This is a genomic window from Olivibacter sp. XZL3, assembly GCF_004368405.1.
Lineage (GTDB): Bacteria > Bacteroidota > Bacteroidia > Sphingobacteriales > Sphingobacteriaceae > Olivibacter.
The window spans coordinates 1-19,415 of record NZ_SBJH01000048.1; the positions used below are offsets into that span (position 1 = coordinate 1).

Sequence of the window (19,415 nt, forward strand, 5' to 3'; positions counted from 1 at the left end):
TTCCTATATATATGTCTTTATGGAGGCCCGGGGTTAAGGGTATCAGGGTCAAGGCCGCAGGGCCGGCTGACCGTACCGCTTAATCCATCGGAGCTTATGGCCATAAAAAGGTATTCAGGTGCCTATATCGGCGGTGTCCACCTCTTCCCATCCCGAACAGAGAAGTTAAGCCCGCCAGAGCCGATGGTACTGCAGTAACATGTGGGAGAGTAGGTCGGTGCCGATCTTTATTTGATAAGGCCGCTGTGCAGATGCACGGCGGCCTTTTTTTTGTTATATTAATTCAAAAGTCAAAAGTCAAAAGTCAAAACCCCGAAGGGTTCATTGATGCCTTGAAAAACCAGATAGGATNTGTTATATTAATTCAAAAGTCAAAAGTCAAAAGTCAAAACCCCGAAGGGTTCATTGATGCCTTGAAAAACCAGATAGGATATCAATAATTAAAAGCCTGCCGGGCGTCCCAACTGTTGTCGGCTATAGCCTAATGCCTAAAGCATAGAGCCTACCGCCTATAGCCCCATTGCCTACTTCCTACTAATTCTCCTTTGTAATAAGATTTTTATGTCAATAGGTGGTGGTCTGAATAAATAATATTATTTTTATTGCATAGATTAATTATCATCCATGAATACCCATAGCCTGCGCTTTTTCTTATTCCTATCCATTTTATTTTTTTCATTCAACACCTATTCGCAGCTCAAAAAGCCGAAAGAGAACTGGCAGAATTTAGACCTGCAGATTGACGGTGTGCCCGGTATAAGCACGGAGAGGGCTTATCAAGAGCTCCTAAATGGAAAGGAGCCTGTGCCGGTTACAGTAGCGGTAATCGATGGCGGTGTCGAAGTTGAACACGAAGATTTAAAAGGTAAGATTTGGCTAAATCAGGAGGAAGTCGGCGGTAACGGTCAGGATGACGACGCTAACGGATATACAGATGATCTGCATGGCTGGAATTTTATCGGAAACAGCAATGGCGATAACGTGCAGTACGATAATCTTGAGGTCGTTAGATTAGTGCGCGAGCTACATCCCGAGTATGTTTCCGTGTTGCCTACTACGCCGTTAAGCGAAGAAGAGCGGCGTAAGTTTTTAGCCTATCAGAAAATGACAACGGATTATATGGGCAGGCTACATAGGGCGCAGCTAACGGAGAGAGCGATAAAGGCTTTTAAACAGCAGGTAGATACAATCGTGGCCGATATAGGGGAAGAGCATCCGGATATGGATGATTTCAATGCTTATAAACCGAAAACTAAGATTGCGCGGAAGACCTTATCAATGATCGAGAAAGGAATTCGGGAAGTGGGAAGTTTTGAGAAGTTTTATGCAGATCTGGGTGACGGTGTTCAGCATTACGAAGCGCAGGTGAATTATCACTTGAATATGGATTATGATCCGCGAGCTATTGTGGGCGATAATTACGAGGATAGCGGGGAGCGCGGTTATGGCAACAACGACGTAAAAGGGCCGGACGCCCTACATGGAACGCATGTAGCAGGCATCATTGCCGCAAACAGGGATAATAAGGTGGGTATTAAAGGGGTAGCCGATGAGGCATTCATTATGGTGCTCCGCGTGGTGCCCGACGGAGATGAACGCGATAAAGACGTAGCCAATGCGATCTTTTACGCTGTTGACAAGGGAGCGAAGATCATTAATATGAGCTTTGGCAAGGCCTACGTTAAAGACAAGCAGATTGTAGACAGTGCGGTGCGATACGCAATGGAACGGGATGTATTGATTGTACATGCAGCCGGAAACGAAGGGCAAGACAACGATGAGCAAGCAAATTACCCTAATCGGAACTATGTTGACAGTCTTGGTTTCAATAAGGGAGCCGCCGCGAACTGGATTGAGGTGGGTGCTACCGGTTGGCAATACGACGAGCGTTTGCTGGCGGAGTTTTCAAATTATGGTAAACGCACGGTTGATGTGTTTGCTCCTGGCGTAGATATTAATTCAACGGTGCCGGAATCGGCCTATAAGGAGGAGCAGGGCACGAGTATGGCTGCACCGGTAGTAAGTGGTTTGGCGGCGCTTATAAGGTCTTATTATCCGCAGTTTACAGCTTCACAAGTAAAGAAAATTATACTTGATTCGGTGGTGAAACCATCCCATCGTGTGAAAATTATGCAAGGTAAAAGTAAAAAGAAGGTATTGCTTTCCGATGTCAGTGTAACGGGCGGTATTGTTAACGCTTACAATGCACTGAAACTTGCTGAGGAGCTCGCAAAAAAATAGTAGTTATAGGAAACGACTACACAATATGTGCACAAATCGTACGTTAATAATTATATCTTTAAAACTTGAAAACATAATTTATGGTAGAAACTTTTACATCCAGAATGTTAGAAGACCTTGCAAATGACACGACATCGTATAGCGAAGAGTCATTGAATGCAGAGGACGAGGTGTTTTATGCGACGCTTCAACAACCACTGAATAACCTTTTACTAGAACCATCTCAGGAGAGCATCGACGCTATTTTGAAATTTTCGGCACAAAATAGGTCTTTAATTCGTTAATTTCAATGCTTTTGGAGAGCGGCAACTGCCTACAAGGGTGTGTGCTGTGGCCTTTTAAGCGCAACGCTAATTAGTGGGATGACCTGTTATGCGATCATACCTTGAGTAAACCTTTCAGGTAGAAATTACTGAAACAGATTGGTTAAATGGGGATTTTGTTATAGGTTTGTTTTATGCTTAAGAAAGATCGCTTCAGAGAATTTGTCGCCTATTTTTCATCACATAATCCTGACGCCAAAACCGAACTTCATTATAGCAACGCCTTCGAGCTATTGGTGGCCGTGATTTTATCTGCACAATGTACAGACAAGCGGATTAATCAAATAACGCCTAAGTTATTTGAACGTTTTCCGGATCCCGAAACATTGGCCGCTTCTTCGGTTGAAGAAGTCTTTACGTATATTCGCAGCGTAAGTTATCCCAATAATAAGGCGAAGCATTTGGTAGGAATGGCGAAAATGTTGCTGGAAAAGTTTGATGGGGTTATTCCTTCCGATATTAATGACCTGCAAAAGCTGCCCGGCGTTGGCAGAAAAACAGCAAATGTAATCGCCTCAGTGGTATATGATGCGCCGGCGATTGCTGTAGATACTCATGTTTTTCGTGTTGCGAATCGCATCGGCCTGACCAATAATGCTAAAACCCCATTGGCGGTTGAAAAACAACTGGTTCAATATTTACCCAAAAACACGCTTGCTGTCGCTCACCACTGGTTGATTTTGCATGGACGCTATATATGCGTGGCGCGGCGACCGAAATGCGAGGAGTGTCCGATTACCTATCTTTGTAAATACTATGAGAAAGTATATCTGAAGGGCGAAAAACGGATAAGTGAATAAAATAGCGGATAAATACTAACTTATTTAGCATTCTAGAAATAATATGCATATATTTGATTAAAATTTTGGAGATGAGTAATCAAGATAAACTAAAAGCTTTACAGCTGACGCTGGATAAATTAGAGAAATCATACGGTAAAGGTACTATCATGAAATTGGGTGATTCGGCTGTAGAGCCGATTGATTCGATTTCAACAGGTTCCTTGGGTCTAGACATAGCCTTGGGAATCGGTGGAGTGCCTAAAGGAAGAGTTATTGAAATATACGGGCCAGAGTCATCCGGAAAGACAACTTTAGCCACGCATATTATTGCAGAAGCCCAAAAGAAAGGCGGTATTGCTGCTATTATCGACGCCGAGCATGCGTTTGATAAATATTATGCCCGTAAATTGGGCGTCGATATTGAGAATCTATTAATATCTCAGCCAGATAACGGCGAGCAGGCCTTGGAAATTGCTGATAACCTGATCCGCTCGGGTGCCATTGACGTAATTGTTATTGACTCGGTGGCGGCGTTGGTACCCAAAGGGGAGATCGAGGGAGAAATGGGCGATTCAAAGATGGGTTTGCAAGCTCGACTCATGTCTCAAGCACTTCGTAAGTTGACCGGAACCATTTCTAAAACAAACTGCTGCTGTGTCTTTATCAACCAGTTACGCGAGAAGATCGGTGTAATGTTTGGAAATCCGGAAACGACTACAGGTGGTAATGCATTGAAGTTTTATGCGTCCGTTCGTCTGGATATCCGTAGAACATCGCAAATTAAAGATGCCGATGAAGTTGCTGGAAACAGAGTAAAGGTGAAAATCGTCAAGAACAAAGTGGCTCCTCCTTTTAGAGTGGCCGAATTTGATATTATGTTCGGAGAAGGTATTTCCAAAGTGGGAGAGATTATCGATTTAGGGGTTGATTTTAATGTGATAAAGAAATCTGGATCCTGGTTCAGTTATGGTGATACGAAGTTAGGCCAAGGGCGCGATGCTGTGAAAAATTTGTTGCTGGATAACCCGGATCTAATGGAGGAACTCGAATTGAAGATTAAAGAAATGATATCGCCTGAAAAGCTAGAGGAACATAACGCTAATTAACTTTATAAGTTTTTTGAGGGGGGACTCCCCCCTCAAACGTCAATTAGTACAAATAGCAGATTTCTCCACTTCTCCCGAAGCCTTGGGGTCCGGTCGAAATGAACATAGGAGACACCCCTTTTTTATGGAATCAATGATCGAATGTCCGCTAACCAGCTAGTTTAGTTATCTAATTCCTCATACTTTTGTCTATCCAATTCACTCTTACTTGCCTTCAAAGAAGCTGCAATAGCGAAGATGACAAGTATTACTAAGATAATTATACCAAAGATTCCTTTCTTTTTGTCTTTACGCATAAGCCATATTAAGAAGGCGATAAGCGGAATAGCAAAAATTCCGAAAAAAAATAAACTTGGAGCTCCCATTGTGATTTAATATTATAGAGAAATAACCTAATAGTTTACGCTCCAGCGAGCGAGTGGGGTGATTTCCTGTGAAACAAATTCTTGATTAAGAAATTTATAGTATCCAGCTACCGCAATCATTGCCGCATTGTCTGTGCAATATTCGAATTTTGGGATGAAGACTTTCCAATGTTCTTTTTCGGCTAGGGCGGTTAATGCATGCCGAAGGCCGGAATTGGCCGACACACCACCCGCTATGGCTACGTCTGTTATTTGAAGTTGATGTGCTGCCAATTTCAGCTTCTTTAACAGAATGCTAATGATACGATCTTGTACGGAAGCACAAATATCGTTCATGTTTTCCTTTAAGAAATTAGGGTTAAGCGTTGTGTTTTTTTGGACAAAATATAAAATGGATGTTTTTAAGCCGCTGAAGCTAAAGTCAAAATCCTTTATTTGAGGCTCCGGGAAATCGAAACGCGGAGTGCCGTCTTTTGCAAGCTTATCTATCAGCGGTCCGCCCGGATATGGAAGACCTAAAATCTTTGCCGTTTTATCAAAAGCCTCGCCCGCTGCGTCATCGATCGTTTGCCCAACCAGCTCCATTTCAAAATAATCTTTGACGAGGACGATCTGAGTGTGTCCTCCCGAAACGGTTAAACACAAAAACGGAAACTTTGGCTTAGGGTCTTCGATAAAATGCGCTAATATATGCCCTTGCATATGATTCACTTCTATGAGTGGTATATTACGAGCAAGAGCGAAGGCTTTAGCAAAAGAAGTACCGACCAAGAGTGACCCTAATAAACCGGGACCTCTTGTAAAAGCTATGGCTTCTATATCATTTTTCTGTATTTTTGCCACGCGTATCGCTTCGCTGACAGTTGGTATTATGTTTTGTTGGTGAGCTCTCGAAGCTAATTCCGGGACAACGCCACCAAATTTTTCATGCACAGTTTGATTTGCAATAATATTTGACTGTATTTCTCCGTCTATACAAATAGAAGCAGAAGTTTCGTCGCAGGAGGATTCGATGCCGAGAATGATTGCCAAAGCGCAGATTGTTTAATGATTTAAATGCAAATTTATTAAAAAGGCAGCAAAAATAGTACTATATATTTTTACCAGTGTGTTTTTTCTGCTGGTAATCATGCTGTTCGCTTTGCAATTTAGAGCAGTGCAAACCTATGTCGCGCAGCGTGCGGCTTCTTACTTATCAAGTCAGCTCCACACAAAAATCGAAATCGATGAAGTGTACCTGAAGCCCTTCTCTTCCCTATCGCTCAAGAATATTTATATCGAAGATTTGTCGCACGACACCTTATTGTTCGCGCAGGAACTCGTTGCGGGATTCGACCTGGAAAGAATACGAAACAAAGAGATTACGATTAAGAATTTAAGCTTATCAAATAGTCGGCTTTACTTAAAAAAGAACAAAGACTCGGTTACAAACCTTGCGTTTATAATAGACTATTTTGCTCAGCCGAAAAAGGAAAGGAAAGAAAGTTCGTTACTCGTTAACCTCCATGGTTTAACGCTCAATAATATTCATTTTAGCTATAGAAACGAATTAGCCGACCCGCAGCAGGAGGGACTCGATTTTAATGACTTGGATGTTTATGGTCTGTATGGGGACTTTTCGGCGATCGATACCAAGGATTTTTTATTTAAAGCAGCTGTTGAGCAGTTAAGGTTCAAGGAAAAGAGTGGCTTTGAGTTGAAAAGATTAGACGCTTCTTTTGCAATGGACAGCACTTCCATGGACTTTCAAAACCTTTTTGTGCAAACAAATAGAAGCACCTTGGGTAAGCATCTTCAGTTTAGGTATGCGGATATAGCCGACTTCTCCGATTTTATCCAAAAGGTGGAGGTTTCTGCTACCTTAGCGGATGCCCGCATTGATTCGCGAGATATTGCCTTTTTTGCGCCAGACGTGAATCAGGTGATGTTCAGTGTTGGCGTGAGTGGAAGCCTGTCCGGAACGGTGGCGCGCTTTAAGGGGGAAAATGTCTTACTGAAGACCGGAAAAGCTACTTATCTTCGAGGGGATATTTCGGTTGTCGGACTGCCGGTAATCGAAAAAACTACTTTCGATTTAACTTTAGAGCAGTTTGCGACGATTAAGACCGATTTGGAACCAACCATAGCCGGTTTCAGCGGGCAGCGAGATTTTAAGCTGCCTGAACTCTTATCCGCCTTCGGACATGTGAATTATGTAGGTAAAGCCACCGGATTTTATGATGATTTTGAGCTTGCCGGGATTATGAAGACATCGTTAGGCCAGGTGGATGTCGATGCGGCAATAAAATTAAAAGAGCAAAATACATATGAAGGGATTTTGAGAACCGATAATTTCAACCTAGGTGACTTGCTCGACAATAAACAGCTTGGAATGGTTGCTTTAGAAGCTGAAGTGGAGGGCGCTGGTTTTGCAATGGATGAACTGGGGGCGGCCTTAAAGGGACATATTAAATCGATCACTTACGCCGGCAAGCATTATCGCAATATTGATTTAACCGGAAATGTAAGTGAACGTGTTCTGCGTGGTAGTTTGCGCGTCAATGATCGTAACTTAAAATTGAACGCTGAGGGTGCGATCGATTTCCATGAGGCGGAAAGCTCCTATAACTTTAGCTCGGTTATCGAGCGGGCAGACCTATTGGAAATGGGGGTGCTGAAAGACTCCCTACGGTTCGAAGGCCAAATTCATGGCAGGCTTCGGGGAAGTGATCTGAACAATATAATAGGAAATGCCAGTTTAGAGCGCGTAGTACTTCGAGGGCCTTCTTCTTCTATGTCTATTGATTCGCTTGTCTTACTGGCAGAGGGGACACACGCAAACAGGAGAATTACCATACGTTCTGATGTATTAGACGCGACCATGAACGGGGAAATAGAATTGACTTCTTTTCCTTCGTATTTCAAATCGGTTGCTAAGCGGTACCTCCCCTCCTGGGATGTCGACCTTAGGCCGGGTACACAAGTGTTTGATTTTGGGCTCAAGCTGAAAAGATCGGAACCCGTGTTGTTGTTTTTTGCACCGGATATCACGATACCTGACACGCTCATTATAAATGGAAGATTTTCATCGGTTGACAGCATCGCGAGTTTAAATGCTTATATCCCTCAAATGAAAGTGGGTAAAGTCAATGTGAGGGATGTGATTTTAGACGGCGTAGCGATGAACGAGTCGCTGAACTTAACCGTTACAGCCGACCAGTTGAATGTGACCGACAGTCTTTATGTAAAGAACATTAATATAGCGAATATTTTAAGTAACGACAGCTTGTTGTTTAACGTGAAGTTATCGGATGTGGACGCGAAGAATCAGCTCGACTTGAATGGCTTAGTTGCATTTAACGAGAATGAGGCTGCAACGTTAAGTTTAATGCCGTCAAATGTTGTCATTAACCGTGAGGACTGGAAGCTGGAAGATAAGGTCAATTTTGATTTCCATGAAGGGCATGTGCAAGTGAAAGGCTTTGAGCTTGCCAATGGGGAACAGCACGTAAAAGTTGACGGACTTATTTCCAAAAGCGACGAAGATCTTTTGAACGTATCCTTTGAAAACTTTAATTTGGTAACACTTGCCGGAATCACGCATCCACTTGGTATCGAGTTAGAAGGTAAACTGGACGGCAATTTCCAACTGTTTTCATTATTGAAAAACCCCTATGTATCCGCGGATATCAGCTCGTCTGACATTTATTATAACGGGAGGGAAATCGGTGACATGACACTCACCGCTAAAATGGATCCGGTAAGTGATTTGGTTGGAATGAACATGGAAATTAACCGGCAAGGAACAAAAACTTTGCGTATTGCCGGTGCTTACGATGCCCAAGCGACCGAAAATAGCCTCGATTTAACAGCTAATCTGGAAGATAGTGAGATTGTTCTCTTCGAGCCATTTTTGCGGAAATTAGTGTCCGATCTGGAAGGTACCGTGTCCGCACAGATCCATATTAAAGGCACGCCTTGGAATCCGGTTATCAGTGGGGATTGTGACTTTCAAAATGCAAGTTTCACGGTCAATTATTTAAAGACGCGTTATACCATTAATGATCGGGTGGGAGTGAGCAACAGTACCATTGAATTGAACGACCTGCATATCAACGATAAAAGCGATCATACCGCTATAGCGAACGGAATAGTTGATATGAGCAATCCGCTAGATCCGTTAATCGATGTAAGGGTTCATGCCCAAAACTTTATGGTACTTAACACCACGGCAAAAGACAATCCGCTTTATTACGGTATCGGTATCGGCAGCGGTGACTTCGTTTTCAAAGGGCCTACCAGTAATATGGATATTGATATCAAAGCTGCTACAGAAGAGGGAACGACCTTTAATATTCCGTTGAATGCTTCGGGTACGGTAAGTGAAAACGATTTTATCACCTTTGTTTCGAGAGATTCAAGCTTCAGTGAGACGCGAAGTTCCTATTTTGACGGCTTGACGCTTCACATTGATTTAGATATTAGTCGGAATGCACAGGCCAATATCATTACAGACCTAGGCAAGTTATCTGGCGTAGGAAACGGCAATATCACGATGAATATCACCAGCTTGGGTGATTTTGAAATGTTTGGTGATTATGTGATTTTGCAAGGGAAATTTACTTTTACTGCTCAAGATTTTATCAATAAAATTTTTGAGATCAATCGAGGGGGAACCATTCGTTGGACGGGAAATCCTGCCGAGGCGCTTATCAATTTGACAGCTATGTACGAAGTCAGAACCAGTGTTCGGCCACTTTATATTGCAGCGGGAAGGCAAGCGACCGATCAGCGTGTTGTTGCACAGGCAGAAATGATTCTTGCTGGAAACCTCCTTCGGCCGGAAATCAGTTTTGCTATTGACTTTCCAGTAGATTCCTATGTTAAAGATGAACTGCAGAGCTATTTGAGCGATGCAAACAATGTGAATCAGCAGGCCTTAAGTTTGATCGTTCGGAGGAGTTTTGCTCCTGGAACCGGAACAGACCTCACCACCGAACTTAACAGCACCTTTCTGAGTGCGGGAACGGAATTGGCTTTTAATCAATTAAATAATATCATTTCCCAGTCGCTAAACCTGAATTTTGTCGATTTTAATATTCGTTCGCTCAACGAGGCAAGCGCTTCGATTCGGCTTTTGAATAACCGACTGATTTTAACCGGCGGCGTTACGGATCGTCGCACGCAGCTAAACGACTTCAACTTATTTGGTAACCAGGTAGCGAGTGATGTGGAAGCGCTCTATTTGATCAGAAAAAATGGCAACCTGCTTTTTAGAGCTTCCAATCGGTTAAATAACCGAAATTTTTTAAATCCCACCGACGAATACGTCAGTGCATTTGGACTGGTGTATCGACAAGAGTTTGACACTTTGGGTGAATTCTTCCGACAAATGTTTATGTTGAATAGGAAGAAGAAAGAGGAGGAAGAAGGAAATTAGGGATGCAGTTGGAAGTAAGGGATGATGAGAACGGAAAACTAGAACCTAGCCTATTGCTGTGTGCTAGTTTTCCGAGTGAATCTATTTAATTTAAGTGTTTTTCATGATTGTATGCCCCATCCGGTCTCTTTTAGTGCGGAGATAGAGTTCGTTATGCTTATTGGACTGTATTTCTAAAGGAACATTTTCGACCACCTCAAGGCCGTAGCCCACTAGGCCGGCGCGTTTCGTCGGATTATTTGACATGAGGCGCATCTTGGTCACGCCTAGGTTGCGTAATATTTGAGCGCCGATTCCGTAGTCCCGTAAATCTGGGCTAAAGCCTAGTTTAATATTCGCATCTACTGTGTCTAGTCCATTTTCCTGTAGGTTATAGGCATGCAGTTTGTTTATAAGACCGATTCCACGACCCTCTTGGTTCATATATACAATGACGCCCTTACCCTCTTGTTCGATCATTTCCATGGCCCGGTGTAATTGTGGGCCACAATCGCAGCGGCATGAACCGAAGATATCGCCGGTAAGACAAGAGCTATGAACCCTAACGAGAATAGGTTCGTCAGGCTCCCAGGAACCTTTCACCAAGGCTAAATGCTGTTCGCCCGTATTTTTTTGTTTATAGGCAACCAAATCAAAGTCGCCCCATTCAGTGGGAAGTTTGACGGCTACTTCTTTGTTGATCAGGGAGTCTTTGTTTAAGCGGTATTCTATTAAATCTTCGATCGATATGATCTTTAAATTAAACTTCTTGGCAACTTCGATTAAGTCGGGAAGTCGAGCCATCTCTCCGTCTTCCTTGAGGATTTCAACTAAGACGCCCGCGGGTTCCAGGCCCGCTAGGCGCGCGAGGTCAACAGCCGCTTCGGTATGTCCCGTTCTTCTTAACACGCCGCCGTCTTTTGCTATAAGGGGAAAGATATGTCCGGGCCGACCTAACTCCTCGGGCTTAATAGCCGGATTAATTAAAGCTTGAATGGTTTTAGAGCGATCGGACGCCGAGATACCCGTTGTGCATCCGTAACCTTGAAGGTCTACCGACACGGTAAAATTTGTTTCGTATACCGCTGTATTTTGGCCCACCATGGGGTCGAGTTCAAGTTCTCGGCAGCGCTGTTCTGTTAAAGGCGCGCAAACCAAGCCTCTTCCATGAGTAATCATGAAGTTAACGACTTCCGGCGTTGCTTTGCTTGCCGCTGCTATAAAGTCCCCTTCGTTTTCGCGGTCCTCATCATCCACAACAATGATAACCTTACCCGCTTTAATATCTTCGATCGCTTCCTCGATCGTGTTTAGATGAAAATCCATTCGTGTATTGTAATATTAACGTAGTGCAAAGATAAACGTGTTTAAGCAGACCTCCATAATTGTAGCGTCATGTATTTCAGGAAAGCTGTTTCTTTCCGAATCTTTTTCTGATTAAGTCGAGCATACGCCCAAAAAATTTGCTAACAGCTGTTTTGTAACTTTCAACATCAAAGATCGAGGAATCGGTTGCCGCCTTATAAGTTAAGAATATTCCGAGCGGAGTCAATACGATAATAGCGGTCCAGGTTCCTAATATCGGATCTATGTTTCCTTCTTTGGCTGACTTTTCGGCAACGGTCGAAATAATATGGTAAATCAAAAAGAAAATAATAGCCATTACGACCGGAAGGCCTAAGCCGCCTTTTCTAATAATTGCACCCAGTGGCGCTCCGATAGAGAAAAGCAGTAAGCAAGACACGGCTAAAGTGAATTTTTTATGGTATTCCAGGATATATCGTACAATAGAAAGGTCAAAGTCCTTATCCGACTTCGACTTCATTTCCAGCACTTCCTTGATATATCGGATATCGGTAAGGGAATTATTAACGGCAACAATCCGTTTATCGTCCGGGATAATTTCTTCGAACGATTTATTATAGGTTTTCAATGGTCCGCCCGCTTCCACAGGTTTATTTTGGGCTGCTTGGTAGCTGTTAAATATTTTATAGTTGGACTTGATTTCCCTGAAAATGGTCCCTCGGATGCTGTCCAGCATCTTGGTGGTGGAATCCGTGTAATACCTGAGTTGCTTTAGGTTAAGCATCATGGAGTGACTTTTGAAAAGATCTTCGTCCGTCCGTTTCATCTGGAAGGTCGACATGTCGAACTTTTGCTCTGTCTGCTCGAAATAGTATCGGGTAAACTGCTGTCTTGGATTATAAGATCGATCGCCAGCAGTACTTTCTTCATAACGAACACCGTCTTTCAGCTTCAGGATCATATAATTATTGTCGCGCGAATTGTACATGACCCCTTCTTTGGCTAACAGCACATTTGTACCTGTGGATATGTTGCCGTGTTGGTAGATAATCAAGTTGTATAAGACGGTACCGTCTTTGCTCTTATTCTGCGCCCGGATGGAATAGCCCGGGATGCTGTTGTTGAATATCCCGTCTTTAATAAGGAAGTCGGCTTTCTTATTTCTCACATCGTATAACAGCGAACCCATCTTTAAATTGGTGATGGGAAGGATGTAGTCGCTAAAGAAGAAGGAGCCAACGCTGATCAGTCCTACCAGGATAATAAGTGGCATCATGGCCTTACGTAAAGAGATACCGGCAGCCTTTATGGCGACCAGTTCATAGCTTTCGCCGAGGTTACCGAAAGTCATGATGGACGACAGGAGCATGGCTAAAGGCATAGCCATCGAAATCTGAGCGGCGGAGGCATACCATAACAATTCCAATATCACATACCACTCGAATCCTTTTCCGATCAGGTCGTCGATGTATTTAAATAGGAATAACATCAACAACACAAACATGACAATGAAAAATGTGACGATGAAAGGTTTAAAAAAGGCCTTTAATACCAGTACGTGAACTTTCTTCATTGAATAAAACAATTTGCTGACTTAATCAACCTGTTGCAACCGGGTTTCTTAATAGGATGCCCGACGATCAGGTAATCAATTAATAATCCATTCTCCATCTATACTTGCCCTTATTTTCAGACTGCAAAATAGTGTTATACAAAGGTACGAAAATTAAGCGCCGAGTACACTCAAAAGATATTTAATCTGATTGTTCCAAATTAGTTTTCTTTCCGCTTCGTTCCCTTCGGCGGCGAAATCGGTAATGGCGAGCGCCACATCGTTTGTCAGCTCGTCTTGCAAAATTTCCAATTCGAGGTAATAAGGCGTGTCGTCTAACCATGCGAATTTTACACTTTTGTTCTCTCGGGCGGACATTAATTTGGCAGGGTGGGTTTCATCGTCCCATACAAAATGATATTTGTTATCCCGATAGACAACGTCGTCGGCAAACCATTGTGCTAATCCATTTGGCTCACTTATAAATGAGTACAATATTTTAGGAGAAGATCTTATTTCGTACTCTAACTGCATTTTCCTTTTTTCTGCCATAATGGTTTAGGGTAAATCGTGTTCTAAAATACTTTTTTAACTTTTTTTCTAAAGAAAAGGAAAATAAACTATATTTGCAAACCCAAACGAGAAAGGGTAAAAGGCGGGGTAGCTCAGATGGTTAGAGCGCAGGATTCATAACCCTGAGGTCGGCAGTTCGATCCTGCTCCCCGCTACTTAAGGAGACACGATTCACCGATTGTCTCCTTTTTTATGCCAATAAAAATCTGTGACCCAAACTGTTAGTGTCGGGTCATTTATAGTTCGATATTGGCCAAGATTTTAGCCTGTTGTGCAGTATTGTCTGAAAAACCTACTCCTTGATGTTGTTATGACCTTTTTCCCAAAGTTCGATTTCTCCTTAGGAATTCGGCCTCTTGATCCTCTTCTGGTTTGTTGTAGCTCTATAGAAATTAAACATAATCTTTGACTATAGGGAGCTATAGTCAAAACAAATCAATTTTCGTTGACTAAAGTTATTTTTAGTAAATTTGATGTCAGCTATGACAATAAAAGATTATAAAGCTGGAAGTTTTAATAAGCAATATGGATATCGGAGCTTTAATCCAAACCCTATAGATAGGGAATGGAGCATTACGAGCCCCGAGCTCTTGGAAGTGTATAGATAATTTCTCCCGACCTGAACTCACTTTGCCCACGCTGAATTACCGTTAGTGTATGAGCGGGTCGTATTCCTCCGGATGTATTTTTGATTTGTCGGAAAATGGCAATTATACTTTCCAGATTGATCCCGTCTTTTTCTTTAATCCGTCTGTATCCTTCCCAAAGTGCTTCGCGATACCGTAGTACTTCCTTGGTAGCAGGATTGGCATTGTAATAAAAGAAAATGGACATATCCAATATATATGTTCATTATTTCCTTAAAAATGAACATATATATTGGATATGTCCACATTGATCTGATCTTTAAGGCTTAATATCGCCTCATAATCTTCTAACAGGTTCGACTTTCTGCGCCTCGCCCTACTTAATGAGACACCATATATTGGTTTTCTCCTTTTTTTATGCCAATAAAAATCTGTGACCCAAACTGTTAGTGTCGGGTCATTTATAGTTCGATATTTGTGGCCAAGATTTTTAGCCTGTTTTGTAGTATTGTCTGAAAAACCTACTCCGTGATGTTGTTATGGCCTTTTTTCAAAGTTCGATTTCTCTTTAGGGATTCGGCTTCTTGACCTTCTTTAGGTTTGTTATAGTTCTTTGCGACAAGACAGAGAAAATCCAGTATAACATTAGCCTCTTCACTCACTTGGATGCCGTTTTTTGCTAATATTGCGATTGCTCTGCCGGACACGGATTTGATAAAATGGAAGAAGGCTGGAAACATTATACCGGCGCCGCTCCAGTTTTTGAACAAGGTACTAATTTTACAAAAGTGGAATTTTGGTTGTCTGCAAAAGAGATTCAAGGTGGTCAGAAAGGTGGTCAAACAGAGCCATTAACAAATAGGCAAGAAGAGGTCTTTTCGCTGCTTAAAAATCGCAACACTATTGGAAGGAAAGAGATTGCAGAACGACTTCATATCAATGAATCGGCTGTACAGAAGCTTTTAGATGCTCTTAAAGATAAGGGGTATATCCAACGGGAAGGAATGAAGGGTGGTTATTGGAAGATATTGAAGAAATAAAAGGTCCTATCGTCGATCTCAAATTTCTATATGCCAATGAACCAAAACCTATTTATCTGATGCAGTTTAAATTTAGTTGCCTTTACCGTGACGGAGCTAATTTCAATGAACTAAATGTCATGAACGATCAGCCCGTTACATGCCCCTTATGCGGTGCCCGTACACACTTTCTTGAAATTTAAGATAGTCTTAATGTATCTCAACAGCACGTTTGTCTAAACACTGATTGTCTTCAGGAATTTGTGATTATAAAAGAAGACCCGCCAGCTGTTCAATTGGGAAGCTAGACGGGTACCATAAGACAAGTATGTACTTGTAAGATATATATAACATCAATATGGCATTTATTACAATCACCTTTGGATGTTTATAGAAAATCAAGGATGATTTAATGTGGAATTACAACAAAAAAATGGAGACATTTTTCGGTATTTAGGTTGGGTTGTTTTGCCCTAACACCTACCCATTGAGATACAGCCATCCCTGCCGGGTTGCGATGTAGGTCATGTCACTTACCCATTTCCGTTGCGCTAAAATCGCTGTCAAGGTGATGCTTGCATATACGTAATCATGTGATGAATCTGTTGTGCATACCCGGTATTTTTCTGGTGATACTTTTTAATCCTATCTTTTTCGACGTGAAAGCCATACCTGTATGTCTATAGGGCTCCGGTAGTCACGGTGGATTAGGCTGTTTAACGGGAATGGTTACCGGCGATCTAACATACCGGATAGCGGAACTTAACGTAATTGCTCTCCTTTCCTAAGACTATACCGGTAAAAAGCCAGTGTCCATTTACGCTTGAAGCCTAAGCACGGTAAACTTGTCTAAGTCATATATCGTATTTCAGTTCCAATATTTTTCATCCTTCATATTTTTTTGTTCTGATACAATGTGTTTAAAGTCCCGTTTTGCAGGGGCCTACCCTGATCATCACGCCGGTAATTTGCACGTGCAGCATGGTCATTATTCGTTAGATGACTTCCATTTCCAGAAGTCCTTTAAGTTTAATTTAAAATTTGGAACCTGTCAAGCTCTTTCCGATGAAAGGGTCTTTGACCTTGATAAACGGCAAGTCGACCCCGACTTCTTGGCTTTAGTGTAACTATTTAAAAATCAGTGTAATAAATATCTTTCAAGACGTAAAATAGGAGTAAAACTGCTGTTTATGTGGGTCAGAATTCATTTGGACGAAAAAATTTTCAGGCGTATCCCGATTTGTTCACATTAGCAAAAACAATCGAACACACAAGTTAACAATATGATTATGGAAAAGTTTACAGCAGAACAAATTGAACAGTTTTTAAAGGTTGACAGGGTAGTGACCGGAAGTGCGGACCATCATGCAGTTGCTAACGGCGGCGGGTTCTTGGATGAGGATGGGGACACCGTAAGTGGCATAACAATTACCACTTCGTTTGTAGCCGGGGGAATCTAAATCGTACAGGTATTACGGCAATAAGAATGACCAATGACAAAGGAACCAGAAAAATTTACTTGCCTAGTCGTCGAAGACGAAGCCCTGGCGATCGAAATGATGGAAGATTATATCGGCCGCAGGGACGATCTGGTGTTGCTTGGCGTAGCAATTGAAGTTGCTGATGTAAGGATTTTTCTGGAAATGCATGCCCCCTGTATTATTTTCCTCGACTTGGTGATTCCGCCGGGAGAGTCTTTGGGATTTCATTGGGGGATGCTCCCTTCGTCGTCGGCTATTGTCGTAGTCTCAGGAATTCCGCTGAGTGAATATCGAGGGCCTTTGCCCAACGGTGAGCTTTTCGAACTGCGGAAGCCGTTTTCATTTGAAAGTTTTGACAGATGCGTCGATAGGGTACTGAACAGGCGAAAACTGGAAAAAGATGCGGTCGATGATTAAAGCTTTCGATTTCTACCTTTTACGTATACCGAGGCTACCATCCCAAGTTATTGACCGCCTCAACGAATGTAAGGACGAAAAAGAAGCGTGGGAGTATATGGCGGAATTACTGCGCAATCCTGAGCTTTTAGAAGCTATTTACCTTTCCAGCGAAGATTTCTTTGAATCCCTCAAGGAGCAGCTTGCGTCGGGATGCGGTAGAGGCAAACTTCTCACGACGCTCTATAAATATATAAGCAGAATGGCCGGACGGGCAACACCTTACGGTAAGTTTTCGGGAGTATCCTTTGGAAAGGTGTCCGGATTATCCACGGCGATGATCGTTTCAGGGAGATATTCATCGTCTTATCGGTTGGATATGGGATTCGTCGCGCAGCTCTCAAAGCTTGCCGTGGAAAACCCGATAAGCCGGAGCGGGCTTGTTTATTTTACGAACACCACGGTTCATGAGTCAGCAGACCATTTTACATACATAGAATTTAAAGAAAAGAATAACAAACGTTTTTATCATTGGTCTAAGATTGTTAAGAACCCGCTTTTAAAAGGCGTCTTATTTTATGCGAGGGAAGGAAAGTCATATTGCGAACTGGTCAGCTTTTTAAGTGGCCGTGGAGTTGCAGAAGAACTGGCTAAAAGGTATCTCGATCAATTGATCGAAATCAGGCTAATGATATCCGAATTGGAACCTACGGTGACAGGCGCGGGAGCGACCCAGATCTTAACCCGTGTGAAAAGTTTAGGTGCTGGAAGCCTACCCGTTCCGGCATTGTTGGATCTGGACAAGCGTTTACAAACCATTAACAAAGGAAACGCGGTTGCGACTTCGTTCAAAGACTGGAATAAATTCAATGGCTTAGCAGGCGGAAAAGCTAAGAGCTTATTACAGGCCGATATGTTGGTTGAGATGTCTTCAAACAGAATCGATAGGAAGACAGTTGATGCACTGACGGAAGAGCTTGGTGAACTTGTGGGCATCAACAAGGTTAAGACACCGATTGATTTAAAAGCCTTCCGTCGCAAGTTTTCGGAAAGATACGGCGATATGGAAGTGCCACTGATAGAAGTTCTTGACCCGGATATGGGGATAGGTTACGGGGCTGGTTGGTCCGGCGCACAAAATAGCCCATTGCTACAGGGATTGGGCACCCGTCGGAAAAAGTCTAATCTGGATGACAATCTATATGCGCATATCGAGTCAATCATGGAACGATATGGGCAGGATAGCATATCGGTTATGCCGCCGATCACGTTGGACGACAACGATATCGAGGCCATGACCCTGCGGAATAACGATCCTGAAAGGAGCATTCCCGTCGGATGTTATGCATTGGGGAATCTCATGTATTCCCGAGAAAGCGGGGGTGATAGTACGGCGTTCCGACTTAATTTACTGGCGGCTGGGGGAGTTTCGGCAGTCCCCCTTTTGACAAGGTTTTGCCATCTGGATAAGGGGCTGGAGAAAGGCTTACAGGAATGCGTCCACTGGGAGGAGGGGCAGGCCGAAGATATTATCTTTGCCGAAGTCGTCTATCTGCCGGAAAGCAGGGTCGGTAATATCCTCACCAGGCCCGGACTTTTTAAGTATGAAATCCCGATAATCGGACAAGCAGCCGCGGACGCTGAATTTACCATTAATCTGGATGATTTATGGGTATCCATAAGGGGAGGGAAGATTGTGCTTCGTTCCGAACGCCTGAACAAGCAGATCATTCCCCGGTTGAGCAGTGCTCATAACTTTCACTATGGTATGGTTGCATACAGGTTTTTATGTGACCTTCAGTTTCAACATGGGAGCCTCGATCTTTCCTTCGACTGGGGGAAACTAGCCAAACGTCCGTTCCTACCCCGTGTCGAGTACAAACATATTATCCTCTCAAGGGCAAGATGGAATATCGTCAAAAACCAGCCGAAGCTCTCAAGAAAGTCCGACTGGCGGTCTAAGATATCGCTGCTACAAGAACAATATGAGCTTCCGGATCGAGTGCTGATAGCAGAGGGCGACAATGAGCTGCCTGTAGATTTGCGCAATCCGTTGGGAGCTGGGATTATTCTTAAACAGCTGGAAAAAAAGGATATTGTTCTCTATGAAAACCTTTGGGATGAATTTACAAGCCCGGTTTGCGGTACGATGGGGGAGCAATACCATAACGAAGTCGTTCTTCCGCTAAAAGTAGAACGCGTCGTGAAGTATCCACCCTATGGTCCACGTCTATGAATAGTGTTATGTTGTTTCTAGCTTTGCTGTATGAGCAAAGAAGAAAAAAGA

The 19,415-nt window shown here is 42.9% G+C and carries 15 protein-coding genes, 1 tRNA gene and 1 rRNA gene; 11 read left to right on the top strand and 6 right to left on the bottom strand.

Features of this window, described 5'->3' with window-relative positions:
- The first annotated feature begins 114 nt into the window (after positions 1-114).
- From rrf to recA, 5 genes are all read left to right on the top strand, one after another.
- Positions 115-226 (top strand): 5S ribosomal RNA (gene rrf / locus EPX21_RS11170).
- A 398-nt stretch (positions 227-624) separates the two neighbouring features.
- Positions 625-2,241: a S8 family peptidase gene (locus EPX21_RS11175; protein WP_134089780.1), complete on the top strand. Its 1,617-nt coding sequence runs from the start codon at positions 625-627 to the stop codon at positions 2,239-2,241.
- Between the two features lie 80 nt (positions 2,242-2,321).
- The gene (locus EPX21_RS11180) at positions 2,322-2,525 is read left to right on the top strand and encodes a hypothetical protein (protein ID WP_134089781.1); all 204 of its coding nucleotides are present in this window, start codon (positions 2,322-2,324) and stop codon (positions 2,523-2,525) included.
- A 173-nt stretch (positions 2,526-2,698) separates the two neighbouring features.
- On the top strand, positions 2,699-3,364 hold the full coding sequence (gene nth / locus EPX21_RS11185) for an endonuclease III (RefSeq protein ID WP_134089782.1): 666 nt from the start codon (positions 2,699-2,701) through the stop codon (positions 3,362-3,364).
- 71 nt (positions 3,365-3,435) lie between these two features.
- On the top strand, positions 3,436-4,452 hold the full coding sequence (recA, locus tag EPX21_RS11190; protein ID WP_134089783.1) for a recombinase RecA: 1,017 nt from the start codon (positions 3,436-3,438) through the stop codon (positions 4,450-4,452).
- Between the two features lie 161 nt (positions 4,453-4,613).
- On the opposite strand, the gene EPX21_RS11195 is transcribed toward recA, so the two are convergent.
- Both EPX21_RS11195 and tsaD read right to left on the bottom strand, forming a co-directional pair.
- The gene (locus tag EPX21_RS11195; protein WP_134089784.1) at positions 4,614-4,817 is read right to left on the bottom strand and encodes a hypothetical protein; all 204 of its coding nucleotides are present in this window, start codon (positions 4,815-4,817) and stop codon (positions 4,614-4,616) included.
- A 27-nt stretch (positions 4,818-4,844) separates the two neighbouring features.
- Complete coding sequence (gene tsaD, locus EPX21_RS11200; protein ID WP_134089785.1) at positions 4,845-5,849, bottom strand: tRNA (adenosine(37)-N6)-threonylcarbamoyltransferase complex transferase subunit TsaD; 1,005 nt, start codon at positions 5,847-5,849, stop codon at positions 4,845-4,847.
- A 109-nt stretch (positions 5,850-5,958) separates the two neighbouring features.
- On the opposite strand from tsaD, the gene EPX21_RS11205 reads away from it, so the two are divergent.
- Positions 5,959-10,236: a translocation/assembly module TamB domain-containing protein gene (locus EPX21_RS11205; RefSeq protein WP_166670734.1), complete on the top strand. Its 4,278-nt coding sequence runs from the start codon at positions 5,959-5,961 to the stop codon at positions 10,234-10,236.
- A 90-nt stretch (positions 10,237-10,326) separates the two neighbouring features.
- On the opposite strand, the gene EPX21_RS11210 is transcribed toward EPX21_RS11205, so the two are convergent.
- The 3 genes from EPX21_RS11210 to EPX21_RS11220 form a co-directional block, all read right to left on the bottom strand.
- Positions 10,327-11,541, bottom strand: coding sequence for a bifunctional 3,4-dihydroxy-2-butanone-4-phosphate synthase/GTP cyclohydrolase II (locus tag EPX21_RS11210; RefSeq protein ID WP_134089787.1), 1,215 nt, complete (start codon positions 11,539-11,541; stop codon positions 10,327-10,329).
- A gap of 76 nt (positions 11,542-11,617) precedes the next feature.
- The gene (locus EPX21_RS11215) at positions 11,618-13,093 is read right to left on the bottom strand and encodes an LptF/LptG family permease (protein ID WP_134089788.1); all 1,476 of its coding nucleotides are present in this window, start codon (positions 13,091-13,093) and stop codon (positions 11,618-11,620) included.
- A gap of 153 nt (positions 13,094-13,246) precedes the next feature.
- A complete protein-coding gene (locus EPX21_RS11220) occupies positions 13,247-13,624 on the bottom strand; it encodes an START-like domain-containing protein (RefSeq protein ID WP_134089789.1) in 378 nt (125 codons plus the stop codon).
- 102 nt (positions 13,625-13,726) lie between these two features.
- Here EPX21_RS11220 and EPX21_RS11225 point away from each other — a divergent pair.
- Positions 13,727-13,800 (top strand) — tRNA-Met (locus tag EPX21_RS11225).
- Positions 13,801-14,218: 418 nt separating this feature from the next.
- On the opposite strand, the gene EPX21_RS11230 is transcribed toward EPX21_RS11225, so the two are convergent.
- Positions 14,219-14,479: a hypothetical protein gene (locus EPX21_RS11230; RefSeq protein ID WP_206106054.1), complete on the bottom strand. Its 261-nt coding sequence runs from the start codon at positions 14,477-14,479 to the stop codon at positions 14,219-14,221.
- 472 nt (positions 14,480-14,951) lie between these two features.
- On the opposite strand from EPX21_RS11230, the gene EPX21_RS11240 reads away from it, so the two are divergent.
- The 4 genes from EPX21_RS11240 (at position 14,952) to EPX21_RS11250 (ending at position 19,364) form a co-directional block, all read left to right on the top strand.
- Positions 14,952-15,272 carry a LexA family transcriptional regulator gene (locus EPX21_RS11240; protein ID WP_134089791.1) on the top strand — a complete coding sequence of 107 codons (321 nt, stop codon included), beginning with the start codon at positions 14,952-14,954 and terminating at the stop codon, positions 15,270-15,272.
- Positions 15,273-16,540: 1,268 nt separating this feature from the next.
- Entirely contained in the window at positions 16,541-16,711 is a 171-nt protein-coding gene (locus tag EPX21_RS22675; protein WP_166670735.1) for a hypothetical protein, read from the top strand.
- Between the two features lie 33 nt (positions 16,712-16,744).
- Positions 16,745-17,149: a response regulator gene (locus EPX21_RS11245; RefSeq protein ID WP_134089792.1), complete on the top strand. Its 405-nt coding sequence runs from the start codon at positions 16,745-16,747 to the stop codon at positions 17,147-17,149.
- Positions 17,142-19,364, top strand: coding sequence for a lantibiotic dehydratase family protein (locus EPX21_RS11250; protein ID WP_166670736.1), 2,223 nt, complete (start codon positions 17,142-17,144; stop codon positions 19,362-19,364). Before EPX21_RS11245 ends, EPX21_RS11250 begins: the two co-directional genes overlap by 8 nt.
- Positions 19,365-19,415: the final 51 nt, after the last annotated feature.